Source organism: Actinoplanes sp. NPDC019969 (genome assembly GCF_055562375.1).
In genome coordinates this window covers 359,652-376,866 of record NZ_JBVHFK010000008.1, presented here as the reverse complement: position 1 = coordinate 376,866, position 17,215 = coordinate 359,652, and the positions used below count along the sequence as shown (strand labels likewise).

General features: G+C 73.4%; 14 protein-coding genes. 5 read left to right on the top strand and 9 right to left on the bottom strand.

The genetic code is table 11. The features are described 5' to 3' along the window. Window positions 1-3 precede the first annotated feature (3 nt). Genes egtC through ACZ3II_RS25370 form a run of 3 tightly spaced genes read right to left on the bottom strand, consistent with a single transcriptional unit; the run spans window position 4 to window position 3,325 of the window. Window positions 4-747: an ergothioneine biosynthesis protein EgtC gene (gene egtC, locus ACZ3II_RS25380; RefSeq protein WP_465520203.1), complete on the bottom strand. Its 744-nt coding sequence runs from the start codon at window positions 745-747 to the stop codon at window positions 4-6. Further along, window positions 747-2,042 (bottom strand): ergothioneine biosynthesis protein EgtB, encoded by a 1,296-nt coding sequence (gene egtB, locus ACZ3II_RS25375; RefSeq protein ID WP_465520202.1) that lies wholly within the window; start codon window positions 2,040-2,042, stop codon window positions 747-749. Before egtB ends, egtC begins: the two co-directional genes overlap by 1 nt. Beyond that, on the bottom strand, window positions 2,039-3,325 hold the full coding sequence (locus ACZ3II_RS25370; protein ID WP_465520201.1) for a glutamate-cysteine ligase family protein: 1,287 nt from the start codon (window positions 3,323-3,325) through the stop codon (window positions 2,039-2,041). Before ACZ3II_RS25370 ends, egtB begins: the two co-directional genes overlap by 4 nt. Before the next feature lie 204 nt (window positions 3,326-3,529). On the opposite strand from ACZ3II_RS25370, the gene ACZ3II_RS25365 reads away from it, so the two are divergent. Then, window positions 3,530-5,770 carry an exo-beta-d-1,3/1,6-glucosidase gene (locus ACZ3II_RS25365; protein ID WP_465520200.1) on the top strand — a complete coding sequence of 747 codons (2,241 nt, stop codon included), beginning with the start codon at window positions 3,530-3,532 and terminating at the stop codon, window positions 5,768-5,770. A gap of 44 nt (window positions 5,771-5,814) precedes the next feature. On the opposite strand, the gene ACZ3II_RS25360 is transcribed toward ACZ3II_RS25365, so the two are convergent. Beyond that, entirely contained in the window at window positions 5,815-6,486 is a 672-nt protein-coding gene (locus tag ACZ3II_RS25360; protein ID WP_465520199.1) for a winged helix-turn-helix transcriptional regulator, read from the bottom strand. Between the two features lie 67 nt (window positions 6,487-6,553). On the opposite strand from ACZ3II_RS25360, the gene ACZ3II_RS25355 reads away from it, so the two are divergent. Further along, window positions 6,554-7,351 carry a class I SAM-dependent methyltransferase gene (locus tag ACZ3II_RS25355; protein ID WP_465520198.1) on the top strand — a complete coding sequence of 266 codons (798 nt, stop codon included), beginning with the start codon at window positions 6,554-6,556 and terminating at the stop codon, window positions 7,349-7,351. 12 nt (window positions 7,352-7,363) lie between these two features. Here the strand turns inward: ACZ3II_RS25355 and ACZ3II_RS25350 are convergent, their stop codons facing one another. Further along, entirely contained in the window at window positions 7,364-8,074 is a 711-nt protein-coding gene (locus ACZ3II_RS25350) for a GNAT family N-acetyltransferase (protein WP_465520197.1), read from the bottom strand. An 85-nt stretch (window positions 8,075-8,159) separates the two neighbouring features. On the opposite strand from ACZ3II_RS25350, the gene ACZ3II_RS25345 reads away from it, so the two are divergent. After that, a complete protein-coding gene (locus ACZ3II_RS25345; protein ID WP_465520196.1) occupies window positions 8,160-8,909 on the top strand; it encodes a SanA/YdcF family protein in 750 nt (249 codons plus the stop codon). A 168-nt stretch (window positions 8,910-9,077) separates the two neighbouring features. On the opposite strand, the gene ACZ3II_RS25340 is transcribed toward ACZ3II_RS25345, so the two are convergent. The 4 genes from ACZ3II_RS25340 to ACZ3II_RS25325 are packed head-to-tail and all read right to left on the bottom strand — an operon-like array spanning window position 9,078 to window position 15,662. Further along, complete coding sequence (locus ACZ3II_RS25340) at window positions 9,078-11,108, bottom strand: hypothetical protein (protein WP_465520195.1); 2,031 nt, start codon at window positions 11,106-11,108, stop codon at window positions 9,078-9,080. Further along, a complete protein-coding gene (locus tag ACZ3II_RS25335) occupies window positions 11,105-12,220 on the bottom strand; it encodes a VWA domain-containing protein (RefSeq protein WP_465520194.1) in 1,116 nt (371 codons plus the stop codon). Before ACZ3II_RS25335 ends, ACZ3II_RS25340 begins: the two co-directional genes overlap by 4 nt. Then, entirely contained in the window at window positions 12,217-14,568 is a 2,352-nt protein-coding gene (locus tag ACZ3II_RS25330) for a DUF5682 family protein (protein WP_465520193.1), read from the bottom strand. The genes ACZ3II_RS25335 and ACZ3II_RS25330 overlap by 4 nt, the downstream gene beginning before the upstream one ends. Then, window positions 14,565-15,662: an ATP-binding protein gene (locus ACZ3II_RS25325; protein ID WP_465520192.1), complete on the bottom strand. Its 1,098-nt coding sequence runs from the start codon at window positions 15,660-15,662 to the stop codon at window positions 14,565-14,567. Before ACZ3II_RS25325 ends, ACZ3II_RS25330 begins: the two co-directional genes overlap by 4 nt. A 281-nt stretch (window positions 15,663-15,943) precedes the next feature. Here ACZ3II_RS25325 and ACZ3II_RS25320 point away from each other — a divergent pair, with 281 nt between their 5' ends. Both ACZ3II_RS25320 and ACZ3II_RS25315 read left to right on the top strand, forming a co-directional pair. Then, window positions 15,944-16,165, top strand: coding sequence for a helix-turn-helix transcriptional regulator (locus ACZ3II_RS25320; protein WP_465520191.1), 222 nt, complete (start codon window positions 15,944-15,946; stop codon window positions 16,163-16,165). 245 nt (window positions 16,166-16,410) lie between these two features. Next, window positions 16,411-17,163: a GNAT family N-acetyltransferase gene (locus tag ACZ3II_RS25315; RefSeq protein WP_465520190.1), complete on the top strand. Its 753-nt coding sequence runs from the start codon at window positions 16,411-16,413 to the stop codon at window positions 17,161-17,163. Window positions 17,164-17,215: the final 52 nt, after the last annotated feature.

Here is a 17,215-nt window from a genome sequence, read left to right as displayed (position 1 = left end):
CTTTCAGGAGAGCGGGACGATCTCCGCCTCGGTGGCGGTGGCGACGACCAGGCAGCCGTCGGGCACGGAACGCCAGGCCGGTCCGGGATCGAGGGGTTCGGAGCTGAGCAGTGTCGCGCCGCGGCCGGACCGCAGCGACAGGGCGTGCCCGAGGGTGGAGGCGATGAGCCGGGTCCCGTCGGTGAGCAGCAGGTTCAGCCGGGAGCCGGGCGCGGCGGCGGCCACCTCGGTGACGACCGCGGCGACCGCTTTGGCCGGGGGTTCGCCGGCCCGGAGCCGGTGCCGGACCAGCGCCCACAGCAGCGCCGCGTCGGTCGGCGCGTCGAGGGTGAGCAGGTCCTCGACCGGCAGGTCGCGGGCGAGCGCGGCGACCGACGACGGCCAGCCGCGGACCACCCCGTTGTGGCTGAACAGCCAGGCGCCGTCGGTGAACGGCGCCGCCGCGGTCTCGGTCACCGGCATGCCCACGGTGGCCGAGCGGACCGCGGCGAGCACCGCGCCGGACGAGGTGGCGGCGGCCAGCGCGGGCAGGGCGGCGTCCGACCAGATCGGCATCGCGCTGCGGTACCGCACCGGTTCCGCGGCGCCGGGCGGCCACCAGCCGAGGCCGAAGCCGTCGGCGTTGATGGTGCCGCCGCCGCGCATGTCCCGCGGCGCCCACGCCTGGACGGCGAGGGCGTGCGGCGGATCCAGCAGAAGATCCTTGAGGGGTACGGGTGGACCGAGGTACCCCAGGTGGCGGCACATCAGACGTGGTCCCGGGCACAGCGGAAGCCACTGAAGATCTGCCGCCGGATCGGGTGGTCCCAGTTGCGGAAAGTGCCCCGGCAGGAGGCCGTGTCGGTGCCGAACGAGCCACCCCGCAGAACCTTGTAGTCGCCGCCGAGGAACACTTCCGAATACTCCCGGTACGGGAAGGCACGGAACCCGGGGTACGCCTCGAAGCCGGACGACACCCACTCCCACACGTCACCGATCAGCTGGTGCACTCCCTGCGGTGAGGCGCCCGCGGGATAGGCGCCGACCGGGGCCGGGGACAGGTGCCGCTGGCCGAGGTTGGCGTGGGCGGGGCCGGGGGGATCGTCGCCCCACGGATAGCGGCGGGATCGTCCGGTCGCCGGGTCGAACCGGGCGGCCTTCTCCCATTCGGCCTCGGTGGGCAGGCGTTTTCCGGCCCACGCGGCATAGGCCTCGGCCTCGAAGTAGCACACGTGCACGACCGGCTCGTCCGGTGGCAGCGGCTCGATGTGCCCGAACCGGCGGCGCAGCCAGCCGTCCCGGTCCCTGATCCAGTGCAGGGGGGCTTCCAGACCGGCCTTCTTGCGGTACGCCCAGCCGCGCTCGCTCCACCAGCGGGGGTCGTCGTAGCCGCCGGCGTCGATGAAGGCCGCGTATTCACCGTTGGTGGTCGGTGCCGCGTCGATCCAGAAGGCGTTTACGTGGACGGTGTGGGCGGGGCGCTCATTGTCGAGGGCCCAGGGCTCGGTGTCCGTACCCATGGTGAATTCGCCCTGTTTCATCAGGACTTCTTGGTTTGTCTTGGCCTTCGCTGCGGGCGGAGGCGGCGCTGACAACACCGGCGAGCCAGCCCGGAGCTGATGCGTGGCCAGCATCGTCTCGTCGTGCTGCTGCTCGTGCTGGACGATCATGCCGAACGCGAACCCGCCGTCCAGCAGCCGCGCGCCCTCGTCGAATCGGACCCGGTCCAGCACGTCGAGGGCCTTGTCCCGCACCCGCGCCACATACGCCCGCGCCTCGAGGGGATCGAGCAGCGGCAACGCCGGCCGGTCCCGCCGGGCGTGCTTGAACGCGTCGTACAGCTCGTCGATGTCCTGCCGCACCGGGTCGCGGCCGCCCACGTCCCGGACCAGCCACAACTCCTCCTGGTTGCCGACGTGCGCCAGGTCCCAGACCAGCGGCGACATCAGCGGCGAGTGCTGCCGGGTCAGATCGTCGTCGTCGACGGCCTCGGTGAGCAGCGCCGTCCGCGCCCGCGTCTTCTCCAGTTCGGCGGCGATCGTCAGCCGTAGATCCTCGGTCATGCTGGTATCCCCAATCCTCGTCCGGAGATCGCGTGGCGCAGGCGCTGGGAGACGATGTCGGCGACCTGGTCGCGGACCCGTTCCGGCAGTCCGGTGGCGTTCAGGTTCCGGCAGGCCAGGTCGGCCAGCCCGGCCGCGGCCCGGCGCACCGGGCGGTCGGCCAGGCCGAGCCGGGCGGCGGCCTGCCAGCGGCCGTCCACCGGCGCGGCCAGAGCCCGGGCCCGGTCGGTGAGTTCGTCGCTGGAGAGCAGCGCCACCAGCACCGCGGCCGGGGCGATCCACTCCCCGCCCGGCTGGGTGTCGAGGTACCGGACCTCCAGGTAGCCGCGCGGCCGGACCGGCGGGAATAGCGTCCCGAGGTGATAGTCCAGGTCGGCGACCGTGGGCGGCCGGGTGACCGGTTCGGTGAGCACCGGCGGCCGCTCCCGGCGCGAGCCGATCAGGCGGCCGGCGACCCGCCCGGTCCCGGCGTGGGTGGCCTCGATGCCACCGGCCTCGATCCAGTCGGCCATGGTCACCCCGGGCGGGACGTCCCAGCGGCCGCCGGACCGCTGGACGCACAGCAGCGGGGCGCGCATCGCGTACTCCGCCCAGTCCGTGGCGGGATCACCGGTGGCCGGGGCCGGGCCGCTGCGGCGGGAGTCGATGCCGTACCAGGTGGCCATCCGGGCCGAGGCCCAGCCGTCGCGCGGGGAGTTGGCGAACAGCGCCAGCAGCGCCGGGCCGATCTCGTGCAGAGCGTCCCAGCGGGCCGGGATCTGACGTGACTCGCCGGCGTCGAGGCAGATCTGCAGGCCGGCGGTGGAGCCCATCATGGTGCGCCCGGCCTGGTCGAAGGCTCGTTCCATGGCCGCGTACCGCGGGCTGGCGAGGATCCGGCGCGGCTCCCGCCACCGGTCGAGACCGCGGTCGCCGAGCACGATGCCGCCGGCGGCGAGCAGCCCGGTGAGGGTCTCGTGGTCGGCCGTGACCGCGGCGTGCAGCTCGGCCAGCGAATCGGCCGGGGCGGAGGAGATCTCGATCTGGCCACCCGGTTCGACGGTGACGACGCCACCGCCGGGCAGCGGAACGGGCTCCGGGTTGCCGAGGGAGGCGGGCGCGTGCTCGCCGAGCGCCTCGGCCAGGTCGCCGATCCCCAGGTACGCGGTGGGGTCGGCGGCGCGGTGCGTGGTCCATTCCAGTTCGGCGCCCACCCGCCGGGGTGGGCCGGTCTTGAAGCAGATGCCGGTTATGTGCTCGATCGCGTCGGCGGTCCTTCGCAGGACCCGGTCAGCCGAACCCATGCTCCCCCTTTGATCACCAACTGTGATCTACAGACTTCTCTGGGTATCGTCCTGTGAGGACCTTACCGGCATCATGGTGAATTCGTCTCCCGTCGATCGGGGTCGAAATGGTGAAAGTTCCGGAACCGCAACGGGGTGCCGGAACCGGTTCCGGGCTGGAAGACTTCCAGCGTTCGTGTTCGGCAGACCGTTCGGGAGAGACGCATGCCACTGCCATATCAGGACTCCACTCTCGGCGTGAGTGAGCGCGTGGAGGATCTGCTGGGCCGGATGACGCTGCCCGAGAAGGTCGGCCAGATGCTCCAGCTCGACGCCCGGCAAGACCTCACGGAGCTCGTCCTCGAGAAACTCGCCGGTTCCATCCTGCACACCTCGCCGGCCAAGCTGGTCGAGGCCGCCGAGCTGGTGGCCCGTACCCGGCTGCGGATCCCGCTGATCACCGCCGAGGACTGCATCCACGGCCACGGCTTCTGGCCCGGCGCCACGGTCTTCCCCACCCAGCTCGCGATGGCCGCCACCTGGGATCCCGCGCTGGTCGAGCGGGTCGGCCGGGCCACCGCCGTCGAGGCCGCCGCCACCGGCGTGCACTGGACCTTCTCACCGGTCCTCTGCATCACCCGTGACCTGCGCTGGGGCCGGGTCGACGAGACGTTCGGCGAGGACCCGTTCCTGATCGGCGAGCTCGGCGCCGCGATGATCCGCGGCTACCAGGGCGAGGGCCTCACCGACCCGACCGCGATCCTGGCCACCGCCAAGCATTTCGCCGGCTACTCCGAGACGCAGGGCGGCCGGGACGCCAGCGAGGCCGACATCAGCCGCCGCAAGTTGCGGTCCTGGTTCCTGCCGCCGTTCGAGCGGGCCGCCGCCGAGGGCTGCCGGGTGTTCATGCTCGGCTACCAGTCGATGGACGGCATTCCGATCACCGCCAACAAGTGGCTGCTCAACGACGTGCTCAAGGACGAGTGGGGCTTCACCGGCACCCTCGTCACGGACTGGGACAACGTCGGCCGGATGGTCTGGGAGCAGAAGGTCTGCGCCGACCACGCGGAGGCGGCGACGGTCGCGGTCCAGGCCGGCAACGACGTGATCATGACGACGCCGGGCTTCTTCGAAGGCGCTCAGGAAGCGGTCCGCCGCGGGTCGCTGCGGGTCGAGGAGATCGATGCAGCCGTACGCCGGATCCTGCGCCTGAAGTTCGAGCTGGGCCTCTTCGAGAACCCGCGCACCCCCGACGCCGCCCGCCAGCGCGAGGTGATCGGCTGCTCCGCGCACACCTCGCTCAACCTGGAGGTGGCCCGCCGCTCTCTGGTCCTGCTCCGCAACGAGGGCGTGCTGCCGCTGTCGCCGTCGGCCGGGCCCCGCCGGATCGCCGTGTTCGGTCCCAACGCCGACGACGTGTCCGCGCAGCTCGGCGACTGGGCCGGCAACTCCGGCCAGGTCGACTGGATGCCCGACGGCCACCCCCGGGAGCTGACCTCGACAGTGCTCGACGGGCTGCGTGACCTGCTGCCCGACGGGTGGGCCCTGGACTTCGACCCGGCCGTCGAGATCGAGCACCGGGTGCCCGACCCGGAGGGCGCGACCTTCCCGGACGGGCAGCCCCGCCCGGCCGTCTCGATCGGCGTCCCCGCCTCCCCCGATCGGCTCGACGCGGCCCGCGACCTCGCGGCGGCCGCCGACTACGCGATCGTGGTCGTCGGCGACACCGTCAACCTCACCGGCGAGGGCCGTTCCACCGCCACCCTGGAGCTGCAGGGCGGGCAGATCGCGCTGCTCGACACGGTCGCCGCCACCGGCACCCCGATGATCGTCGTGCTGCTCGACGGGAAACCGCACGCGCTGCCCGAGTCGGCGCTCGGGGCGGCCGCCGTCGTGCAGGCGTTCAACCCCGGCATGCGGGGCGGGCAGGCCCTCGCGGAGCTGCTGTTCGGGGTGATCGAGCCGACCGGGCGGATGCCGATCTCGGCCGCCCGGCACGTGGGGCAGCAGCCGGTCTACTACAACCAGCTGCGGGGCCAGCACGGCGCGCGGTACGCCGACCTCACCCAGGATCCGCTGTTCGCCTTCGGGGAGGGCCTCAGCTACACGACGGTCGTCTACGACGGGCTCAGCGTCGAGGAGCCGGAGGTGCCGGCCGACGGGGTGGTCCGGGCCACCGTGCGGCTCAGCAACACCGGGACCCGGCCGGCGCTGGAGACGGTGCAGGTCTACATCAGCGACCTGGTCACCAGCGTGACCTGGGCGGCACGGGAGCTGAAGGCGTACCGGCAGGTGACCGTGCCCGCCGGGGAGAGCGTGACGGTGACGCTCGAGGTGCCGGCCCGGGACTGCTCGCTGGTCGACGCGAGCGGGCGGCGGGTCGTCGAGCCGGGCGACTTCGAGCTGCTGGTCGGCCCGAACTCGCGGCTGACGTCGCTGCTCCCCGCCAAGTTCCGGATCTCCTAGTCACCTTCCCGCGTGTTGATTTGGGGCGGCTATCGCGCCCCAAATCAACACGCTGGTCTTGCGAACGCGAACTGCTTGAACCACGCGGGCAAGGCGCGGCGCAATTCCTCCGGCCCCTGGAACGCCAGCTCCCCGGAGCGCAGGCCGGACGCCCAGGTGCGCTCGCCGCGCCACACGTCGGTCAGGCACCGCAGGTCCGCGGTGACCAGCACGTCCACGTCGTGGCCGGGGTCGACGTCACAGACGTCCGCCTCGTTCGGCGTGATCACCAGCCACCAGCTCCGGACCCGCGGCGGCGCCGCCGGGAAGAGGAACCGCAGCACGGTACGCCGTCGCGGAACCACCGCGTGATCCACCGACCGGTGCATGTCCCACAGCAGCAGTTTCGGGTCCAGGTCCTGGTCACCCAGCTCGGGGATCCAGCGGGCGCCCCACTCGCCGAGCGCGAACACGATCGGCTGCAGCTCCTTGCCGGCCGCGGTCAGCTCGTAGTCCACCTCGGCGCCGGACTCGTGCCGCTCGACCAGGCCCGCCGCGGTCAGCTGCTGCAGCCGCCGGGACAGCAGCGTCGGCGACATCCGCGGCAGGCCCCGGCGCAGGTCGTTGAAACGGCGGCTGCCCGCGATCAGCTCCCGGATCACCAGCAGGGTCCAGCGTTCGTCCAGCAGCTCCATCGCCTTCGCCACCGGGCAGAACTGACCGTAGGACGCTCCCATGCGGCTCCCTTCACCGGTACACATCGTGTACTAGGCCGGGCCATCGGGGATCCCTACCGTCGGTGACATGACAACACCTGTTAAAGCGAAACACCGTGCCATGTGGGCGTCCGGCGACTATCCGGCAGTCGCCGCGGAGCTTGTCGCGCCGCTCGGGCCGGTGCTGGTCGAGGCGGCCGGCATCGGCCCGGGACAGAACGTTCTGGACGTCGGGGCCGGCACCGGCAACGCGGCGATCCCGGCAGCCCGGACCGGCGCCACCGTCACCGCCAGTGATCTCACCCCGGAACTGCTCGCCGTCGGCGAGAACGCGGCCACCGACAAGATCACCTGGCTGGAGGCGGACGCCGAGAACCTGCCGTTCGACACCGCCTCCTTCGACACGGTGATCTCCTGCATCGGCGTCATGTTCGCGCCGTTCCACGAGGCCGCGGCGGCCGAGCTGGTGCGGGTCTGCCGGCCCGGCGGGACCATCGGGCTGATCAACTGGACGCCGGAAGGGTTCATCGGGGAGATGTTCGCGACGATGAAGCCGTACGCCGCCCCCGCCCCGCAAGGAGCCCAGCCACCGCCCCGCTGGGGCGACCCGGCACACCTGGCGTCGCTGCTCGGCGCCGCCGTGACCGAGGTCCGGACGGAACGCCGGAACCTGCGGGTGGACCGGTTCGGCAGCCCGGCGGAGTTCCGGGACTATTTCAAGGCTCACTACGGCCCGACGATCGCGGTGTACCGCAACATCGCCGGCGACCCGGAGCGGACCGCGGCGCTGGACGCCGAACTTAATGCCCTCGCCGCCCGGCACGACCTCGGCGGCGGGGCCATGAACTGGGAATACCTGGTCTACACCGCCCGCCGAGCCGACTGAGTCCCCGCTTCCTCAGCGGCGGCGGGCGGCGGCCACCCGGCGGGTCGAGAAGCCCAGCCGGGTGTACGTGGCCAGCGCGGCGGTGTTCCAGTAGTCGACCAGCAGAGCGACCCGCTCGCGGCCGGCGAACAGCTCGTTCGCGGTGAACGCGCAGATCGCCGCGCCGAGCCCTCGCCCACGGGCCGCGGGAACGGTGGCGACCCCGGACAGAAAGCCGATCTCCGGGGTCGACCACGCCTCCGCGGCCACCGTGAGCAGCTCACCGTCCGTACCCCGGATGCCCGCCCAGCGGCGCACACCGGGCTTGCCGGGCCAGGCGTACGACTCCGGAAACACCCGCCCGAGGAACTCCGTCACCTCCGGCCAGTCCTCCGTGCCGAGCCAGCGGGCCGCACCCGCCGGTGTCGCCGGTTCGCGGGTGCGTACCACCGGCACGGTCGTGTCCATCCAGGCGAAAGTGGCACTGACCTCGAGTTCCGGCACCCGTGCGACCACCTCGCCGACCATTTCCTCGGTACCGAACGGCCGGAACGTCTCCCCGGTCTCCGCCAGCACCTCCCGCAGCAGGTCCGCCACCGCGTCCGGCTCGCCGTTCATCACCAGCCGATCCCAGTGCGACAGATCGGGGCAGGCCACCACCACCGCGCCCGGACGCCGCCAGGCCCGTGCCTCCCGCGCGTACAGCGCCCACCGGACCAGCGGATCCCGCTCAGCATCGATCATGTCGCCATGCTGTCAGCCGATGGGTCAGCGTCATCCGACCGGTGATCCCTTTCCCGCGTTGACCTCGTTTGCCATCCTCGGACCGGTGCCGAAGCGTCCCGTTCTCCCCCGTTGGCTCTCGCCGCGTCCCCGCCCTGAGCAGCACCCGGCCGGTCTGCGGTCGCTTTTCACCGCGCGGCGGCTGCGCCGCCTGCTCGCGGTGGGCGCCCTGGGCGCGGTCGCCGCGGTAGCCGTCGCCATCGGCTGCTCCCAGTGGGTACGCTCCTCGGCCGACGGCCACATCTATGACGCGTCCTCGGTGCCCGCGGCCCCGGTCGCGCTCGTCCTCGGCGCCCAGGTCGACACCGACGGCCAGCCCTCGGCGTTCCTCGCCGCCCGCCTGGAGATCGCCCGTGGGCTGCTGGAAGCCGGCAAGGTGAGGGCGATTCTGGTCTCCGGCGACCACGGCCGGTGGACCTACGACGAACCGGGCGCGATGCGCAGCTGGCTGATCGCCCGGGGCGTCCCCGCCGACCGGGTGATCCAGGACCACGCCGGCTTCGACACGTACGACTCGTGCGTCCGCGCCAACAAGATCTTCGGCGTACGCCAGGCTATCGTCGTCACCCAGAACTTCCACCTGCCCCGCGCCGTCACCCTCTGCCGTGAGCAGGGCATCGACGCCACCGGCGTGGGCGACGACTCGGCCCGCATGTTCAAGGATTTGTGGCTCCGCGGCGAGATCCGCGAGTACGGCGCCGCCGTCAAAGCAGCCGCCGACGTCCTCACCGCCCGCGACCCGATCTTCCTGGGCCCTTACGAGACCAGCCTCGACGACGCCCTCCGCCACAGCTGACGAAACCGGCGCTCCCAGCCGCAATCTTGAGCAGTGCGCGCCGATCCTCCCGCCCCAAGATCGGGCAAGGCAACCCTGTCCGGCAGCGATGGCAGCGGCGGTGGTGGCAGCGGCGGAAGCGCCGGTAGCGGCCGCCGGGCGGCCGCTTAGGATCGCGGTGGGGTGGGCTTACAGCAGGTCGGCGGCCAGGCCGACCCTCAGGTAAGCGTCGGCCCAGGCGTCCGCCGTCTCGATGCCCGGGTCGGGACTGAGACGGGTGGCGAACACGCCGAACGCCGACGCCACCCGATGCATGCCGGCCCGGCTCAGATCGGCACGTGCGGTCTCCAGACGATCCCGGTATCCGGGTGGCAGATGTGCGAGGCCGCTGTGCGCCGCCCCGGCGAGGACATCCCTGGCTGTGGCGACCACCGCCGCGAGCGGATCGCCGTCGGGATCCGGATCCAGCCGTTCGTCTCCCGCGGCGGCATCCGGATTCGGGAACGGGATGTCGCCGGGTGAGGGGAAATCGTCCGGAGCGGCCAGGTCGGGAACGACGGGTGGGCCGTCGGCGGCGATGGCGTACGGGTCGATGACGACCCGGCCTCCGCTGCGATGGACGACGCCGGCCACGAACCGTGGCGTGCCGCGGCTGCCGTCCAGTGCGGCGGCGACGGCGTTCAGGCGGGCCGGCGCCACCGAGGCGTGGGTCGCCGTCACGGTGGCCGTGACGCCCGCGCTGTCCCGGATCTCGTAGCTGAGCGCCTGCGCGCCGGGCGCGTAGTGGCTCTCCCCCACCTCGGCGATCGCGAGGACGCGGACCAGTTCGGCGCGTACCCGGGCGCGGACCGGCCGGGGCGGCATCGCGTCGAGTTCGGCGGCGAGCCGCGCATAGTCGTGCACGAGCAGCCCGGCCGGCAGCGTGTCCCAGGCGCCGGTGGAGACGGTGACGGTGGATTTCGCGACCCGGCTCTCGGTCAGCCGGACCGCCCGGCTGGCGCTACGGTACGCCGACTCGGTGACCAGCGTGCCCCCGGCCACCGCGCCGATGGTGCTGCCGGCGAACCGTCTCCGGGCCAGGGCCGGGCCGTCGTCGCCGGTGGTGTCCCACTGCCGCTGCGAGACCAGGACCACCCCGCTGGCGGGCTGGCCGTGGAAGATCTCGACCCGCCGCTGGTCGCCGAACGCGGTGACCCGGGCGCCGAGCCCGTCCAGGCGGATCCGGCGCAACGGGGTCTCGGCCGCCTCCTCCGATCCGAGGACGCGGGCCCGCAGTGCCGTGCCGCCGTCGGCGGTGACCGCGCGGTGCCGGGCGAACAGTTCGGCGATCAGGTCGGCGAGCAGCTCGGGACGGTATCGGGCGCTGCGTTCCCGGTAGGCGGTGAGCTGGGCGGCGAGTTCGGTGGCGGCGTCGAGCGGCCAGCGCAGCCCGGCACGTTCCAGGGCGGCGAGCTGCCCGGCGGCACCGGCGGCCAGGCCCTCCCCGGCGTGGACGGCACCGGCCCGCAGGACCTCGGTGACGAATTCCACGAGCGAGGCGAGCCCGGGCCCGGTGACCGCTCCGCCCGCCGGGGAGCCGCCCACGTCGACGACGACTTCGGCGGCGTCCGGCTGCTGCTCGTCGGCGGCCCGGAAGGCCCAGACGGCCAGCGCGATCACGTCGTCGCGGACCCCCGCCCGGGCGTCGGTGTGCACGTAGCCGAGGTCGCCGGGCACCAGGAACCGGACGGTCGCCGCCGGCAGCTCGGCCACCGGAACCGCTCCGCGCCTGATCCGGGCGGTGTAGCCGCCGCGCATCGTCCGGCGGGCCGCCTCGACCAGCCGGTTCCCGATCCGGGCGGCCAGGTCGGCGTCGGTGAAGGCGCCCGGGGACCAGGCCGGGACCGGCTCGGCGCCGGTGTCCGTGGTGGGATCGGGCTCGGGGGCGGCGGTCGCCGTGACCGCCTGGTACGCGAGGATCAGCCCCAGCAGGTGCCGGCACACTCCGGCCGCGCCGCACGTGCAGCGCCCGCGTTCGAGACCGCCCTCCGGCAGTTCGGTGCGCGCGCCGTCGGCGAACGCGGCCACGACCGTGACGCCCTCCCCCGCGCTCAGGCCGGGTGGCTCCCGATCGACCTCCCGGGCGGCCCGTTTCACCAGGCCCCGGTTGGCGAGCGCGGCCAGCGCCCCTTCGTCGAGCGCGAGGAGGTCGGCTCGTACCGGCAATGTCGTCCCGCTCATCGCCCCACCCGCTCCGCCACGAAGGAGGCCAGCTCACCGGGGGTCATCGCGCCCACCCAGGCGCCCACGTCGGCGAGTTTCTGCGCGCACTCCCGGTCGTACGCCGGATCGGCCTGCTCGTCGAGCGCCGCCAGCCCGAGCACGACGCTGCCCTGTTCGACGAGTTCCCGGACGGCCCGCACGAGTCCCGCCTCCGATCCGCCCTCGAAGAAGTCACTGATCACCGCGACGATCGTCCGGCGGGGCTGCTCGACGATCTGGGAGGCGTACCGGACGGCCCGGCCGATATCGGTGCCCCCGCCGAGCTGGGTCTTCATCAGCAGCTCGACCGGGTCGCTGACCTCGGCCGTCAGGTCCACGACCTCGGTGTCGAAGGCGATCAGATGGGTCCGCACCCCCGGCAGCCCCCACAGGCACGCGGCCGTGACCGCCGAGTGGATCACCGACGAGAGCATCGACCCGGACTGGTCCACCAGCAGGATCACCTGCCACTGGTTGAGCTGCCGCCGGGTCCGGGAGGCGAAGTACGGCGTCTCCACGTACACCCGCCGCTCGTCCGGCCGGTAGTTGCCCAGGTTGGCCCGCAGGGTCCGCCGGGCGTCGAAGTCGCGGGCCTGCTTGAACCGGCTGGCCCGCCGGGACCGGGCGCCGGAGAAGCTCTGCCGCACCTCGGTGGAGAGTCTCCGGACGAGGTCCCGGACGACCTCCTCGACGATGCGCCGGGCCAGCCGCAGCACCTCGGGGTTCATCAGGTGTTTGGTGCGCAGCACGGCACGCAGCAGCGACGGGTTCGGCTCGATGCGCTCCAGCACGCCGGGGTCGGTGACGATGTCGTCGATCTGGTAGCGCTCGACGGCGTCCCGCTGCAGCCGCTCCACCGTCTCCTTCGGGAACAGCCGGGTGATGTCGTCGAGCCAGTCCACCGTGGTGAGCTGGGACGGGCCGCTGCCACCCTGCCGGCGGATGTCGCGGCGGCTCAGCTCCTCGTCCCTGCCGTAGAGCCAGTCCAGCGCCGCGCCCTGCGCCGCCGCGTCACCGGCGAGCCCGCCGAGGCACCCGCTCGCGGGTTCGCCCAGGATGAGCCGCCATCGTTCCAGGCCGGTGTCCGTCACGCGTCCTCCCTCACACCGTCGGGCCGGCTGATCAGTCCCGCCGCGGTCAGCCGTGCCTCGACCGCCTCGTCCAGGGCCATGCCGGCCGCCACCGCCGCGGGCGGGATCGCGCCGGCCCGCAGCAGGTCCCGCCCGGAACCGGCCAGCCCGCGCCGGGCCAGCAACTGCTCGCCGATGGTCTCCCGCTCCCGGGGCGGGAAGTACTCGAAGGCCTGCCGCAGGGCCGGCAGCGCGACCAGGAAGTCGTCCGCCCCGAGCCCGGTGACCAGGTCGTCGAGCAGGTTCAGGATCCCGCCGGGCACCAGCGCCGGCTCCCGGGCCACCCCGAAGAGCCCGGCCAGCCAGTCCCCCGCCGTCCCGGCCGCGAAGGCGCCCCGCACCACCTGTTCCGGCGCCGGGAAGAGCCCGGCCGGGTCGTCGTCGCCGAGCAGGGTGCGGCCCAGACCGTAGAAGGCGCCGCGCAGGTCCGGCGGCGCGGCACGGTCGGCCGCGATCCGCCCGGCGACCTCCACCGTGGTGGTACGGTCCACGCCCACCGCCGCCGCGTGCAGCGCCGCGTCCCGCACCGCGACGACGGCCGCGATCCGGGCCCGGTCCGCCGGCGCGCCGGCCGCGTGCCATCCCTCGGCGAGCCAGAGGATCCGGCGGGCCGCGGCGGCCACCACCACGCCGAGCGCCCCGCTGCCGGCGGTCCCGAGCAGCCGGTCGTGCCGCCACAGTGCCAGCGTGACCGCGAGGACCCGGCCCAGCTCGGTGAGGTCGCTGCCGGCGGCCACGCCGTGTTCGAGCATCCCCGGGACGTCGGCGCCGAGGTCGGTGACCCCGCACAGCGCCGCGTCGAACAGCGCGTCGGCGAGCGCGCCGAGCCGCCCGGACGCCTCGTCGATGTGCTGGGCGATGAGGGTCGCGGAGGCCACCTCCAGCGTCGGCCCGTAGCCGCCGGCCTCGATCAGCGCGGCCAGCCGGTGCTCGTGCCGCTGGATCGTCCATTTCTCGCGCAGCACCGGGTCGATGCCGGTGGCGGGGCCGGCGTCGCGCCGGAAGCCGGGCACCCCGAGCACGCGCAGCCGGTGCAGGACCCGGCTGACGGCGAGGCCGTCCGGCCGGGTCAGGTCGGTGGTGCGCTCGCCGGGGCCGTCGAGACGGTGCCGTTCCAGCTCGGCGGTGGCCGAGTGCACCAGTGGCGGCAGTGGGGTGTCCGGGTGCAGCCGGCCGACCCGGTCGCCGCTGAGCGCCGCGGTCATCTCCAGCACCGCCGGATGCTGCCCGGCGGTGACGGTCCCCCGGACGGCCCATGGCAGCGGCACGTCCAGCGCCTCGTTGACCAGCGCGGAGGCGAGCCCGTCGAGGACGTCGACCCGCGCCGGACGGGAGTGCCCGCGCAGCAGGGCGAGCCCTTCCGCCCCGGCCCGCGCGGCGATCAGGTCGGCGGTGGAGACCGGCTGCCCGCGCCGCCGCAGCCGCCCGGCGACGGCGGTCACCAGGTGGCGGGCCGCCTCCTCCGGGCCGCGTTCCCAGAGCCGCTGGTAGTAGTCCGGCGACGGCATCCCCGACTGGTAGCCGGCGAACGCGTCCAGCCGCCGGAACGAATACGGCACGAGGTAACTGCCTGCCGTCGCCCCGTCCGGCGGCGCCGGCACCTCCGGCCACTCCACAACACCAGCGGGGGGCGAGGTGGACCAGGCGGAGACGGAGGTGGTGGGGGTGGAGGAGGTTGCCAGGCGGAGCAGGGCCGGGCGGTGGAATCCGCCGACGACGGCGACGACGGGACGGTCGCCCGCCTCGGCGCACGCGGCCCGGATCCAGGCGGACATGTACGCCTCGCGGGCCGTGTCCGACGCCCCGGCCGGCGAGTCGCCGCGGATCAGGTCGAAGTAGGCGGTCAGCCGCTCGGCGAGCCCCTCGTCCGGGCCCATCTCGACGACGTGGTCCCAGAGGGCGTCGCTGTTGTCCACGCCGAACTCGGCGCACAGCCGGCCGACCGCCTCGGCGTAGCGCAGTTCGGCGTCGGCGTACCGGTTGTCGCGGTCGGCGAACGCCTCGTGCCAGGCCGGCAGGTCGATGAAGCGGAGTTCGGCCCCGCACTCCCGGCCGGCCCGCAGCGCCTGCCACTCCGGTGAGTAGTCGCAGAACGGCGACCACGACCCGTGCCGCCGGTGCTCGTCGAGGTAGCTGGTGAAGACCGCCACCGGCAGCTCGTGCCCGAGCAGCAGCTCGCCGATCCGCTCGTTCATGTCGGCGGGGCCCTCGATCAGCACGAAGGCCGGCCGGAGCGCGGCGATCGTCGAGGCGGTCAGGCGGGCGCAGGCGGGGCTGTGGTGCCGGACCCCGAGGACGGTGAGGTTCATCCGCCGGGCAGTTCGCGGCGGGCGTCCCGCAGCTCCCGCCACTGCGGGCCGGTCCGCCAGGAGGTGTGCTGTTCCAGGTAGCGGCGCAGTTTCGCGAGGTCCTCCGGGCTGTCCTTGGCGGCTGTCCCGGCGAGGCACGACACCAGGTCGGTGGTGGTGCCGGCGGTCCCGTTCAGGAACCAGCCGCGCAGCCCGACGGCGTGCGCGACGGCGACCGCCTCGGCGGTGCTCATCACCGCGGACAGCTTGTCCATCTCGTCGCCCCTGGTGGTCCGCCCGGTCCGCAGCTCGCGGAACGCGGTGACCAGCACCTCCAGGACGTCCCGGCGGGGCGGCGCGGTCACCCCGGAGCGCTGCAGCAGCGCGCCCGCCTCGGCCTCGACCAGCGCGAGCTCGGTGTCGAAGTCGGCGATCGGGAAGACCGTCTCGAAGTTGAACCGCCGTTTCAGCGCCGAGCTCATGTCGTTGACGCCCCGGTCCCGGGTGTTGGCCGTGGCGATGATGTTGAAGCCCTCCCGGGCGAACACCATCCCGGCGTCACCGGGCAGCTCGGGAACCGCGAGGACCCGGTCGGAGAGCGGGGAGAGCAGGCAGTCCTGCACCTCCAGGGGGCATCGGGTGATCTCCTCGAACCGGACCACCTTGCCGTGGGCCATGCCGCGCAGCAGCGGGGCCGGGACCAGCGACCGCTCGGACGGGCCCTCGGCGACGAGGAGGGCGTAATTCCACGAGTACTTGATCTGGTCCTCGGTGGTGGCCGCGCCACCCTGGATGGTCAGTGTCGAGTCGCCGCTGACCGCGGCCGCCAGCAGCTCCGACAGCAGCGATTTCGCGGTGCCGGGCTCGCCGACGAGCAGCAGCCCGCGGCTGGTGGCCAGGCTGACCAGCGCCCGGTCGATGAGCGACGGGTCGCCGACGAACTTGCGGCTGATCCCGAGCTTGTCGTCGCCGACGATGAACGCGCGGGCGGCCCGCAGGCTGAGCGCCCAGCCCGGCGGCGTGGGCGCGTCGTCGGCGGCCCGGAGCCGGGCCAGCTCGCCGGCGTAGCGCACCTCGGCGGGCGGCCGCTGGACGTGGGTGGTGGTAACGGTCACGGGAGCACCTCGGATAGTTCGCGCATCGGCCTCGCCGTTGCATCGGACGGGCAGAACCATAGCGACACCCCCCGACAGAATTCCGGCCCCGCCGGGCCAGGCGCCCCAAGAGATAAACGGGCATGGACATCCTGTCCGCGATGGACCAGAGTGCGGAGCGCCGGCGCGGGCCGTGCAGGCGGCCGGCCCGCGCCGGCGTCGAGCTCCGGCCGGTTCCCACCACCCGCACGGGTGCGCGCCGATTAACGGTGCGACCTAGTCCTGCGTCTATAGTCGTGTGCATGGAAACACCTTCGCTACGCCTGCTCGGCGCGCACGAGGTCCGCGCCCGCATCGGCCTGATCAGCCGGCAGCGCGTGTATCAGCTCGCCAAACGCGCGGACTTCCCGCAACCCGTCGCCGATCTGGCCCAGGGCAAGATCTGGCTGGCCGACGAGATCGAGGCCTGGCTCGAGGCCCGCCGCATCCGGCTGGAGGCCCGGCCGCAGACGGACAGACCGTGACAGCCGCCCGGGAAACCGTCTTGCGGGGCCCGCCCGGTTCGTGAAAGCCTCACCGGGCGATCCACCCACGAGGATCGCCCACTTCCGAGTCTCGAAAGAGTGACGCCAATGATCACGGCCTGGCCCTCCGGCCGCCGCTGAGCATCCTGTCGCCTGCGGCGGCCCCTGCTTCACCCGCATGCCCTCGGTTCGGCATGCCCGTTTCCCGCAGACGTCGCATCACTCACGAAAAGGCTCACCTCATCATGGATCTGCGCATCCAGCGCTCCGTCGTGTCCCACCTCCGCACCCGACCGAAGGCCCAGGAGATCGGCCCGTTCGTGGCCGGTTTCGACCCGGACACCGACAGCCCTCACATCAACTACGCCTCCCCGATCCCGGGCGTCCCGATCACGGCGGCCGATGTCGACGCCCTGGTCGGCGCGTTCCTCGGTGCCGGCCGCAAACCCCGCCTGGAGTACGTCGTCAGCGCCGCTCCGGAGCTGGCGGATCTGCTGCTCGCCGCCGGGTTCACCGTCGAGGCCCGGCAGCAGTACCTGGTCTGCACGCCGCAGACGCTCACGGTCCCACCCGTACCGGGCGGGCTGTCGCTGATCGAACCCACGACGGACCCGCAGCGTGCCGCATTGTCCGCCGCCACCGCCGAGGCCTTCGGCGGGATGTGGCAGGCGAGCGACGCCGACGTCGCCCGGCTCCGCCGCAGCCAGGAACGCGGCGGCATCGCGATGGCCGCGTTCGCTCCGGACGGGGAATGCGCCGGTGGCGGGCAGGCGGCGGCGCCGAGCGACGCGCTGAGCGAGGTCGCCGGGATCGGTGTGCGCGAGCCGTTCCGGCGGCGTGGCCTGGCGGCGGCGATGACCGCCCGGATCACCCGCCTGGCCTTCGACCGGGGCGTGGATCTCGCCTGGCTGGAGGCGGGCGGCGACGACTCGTGGCGGGTGTACGAGCGGATCGGCTACGTCCCGGCGGGTCACCGCCTCTACACCGCGAAGGAGTGACGTGCGCCGCCCCGCCCCGGTCGGCAAGGACCGGGGCGGGGCGGGCGGAGGG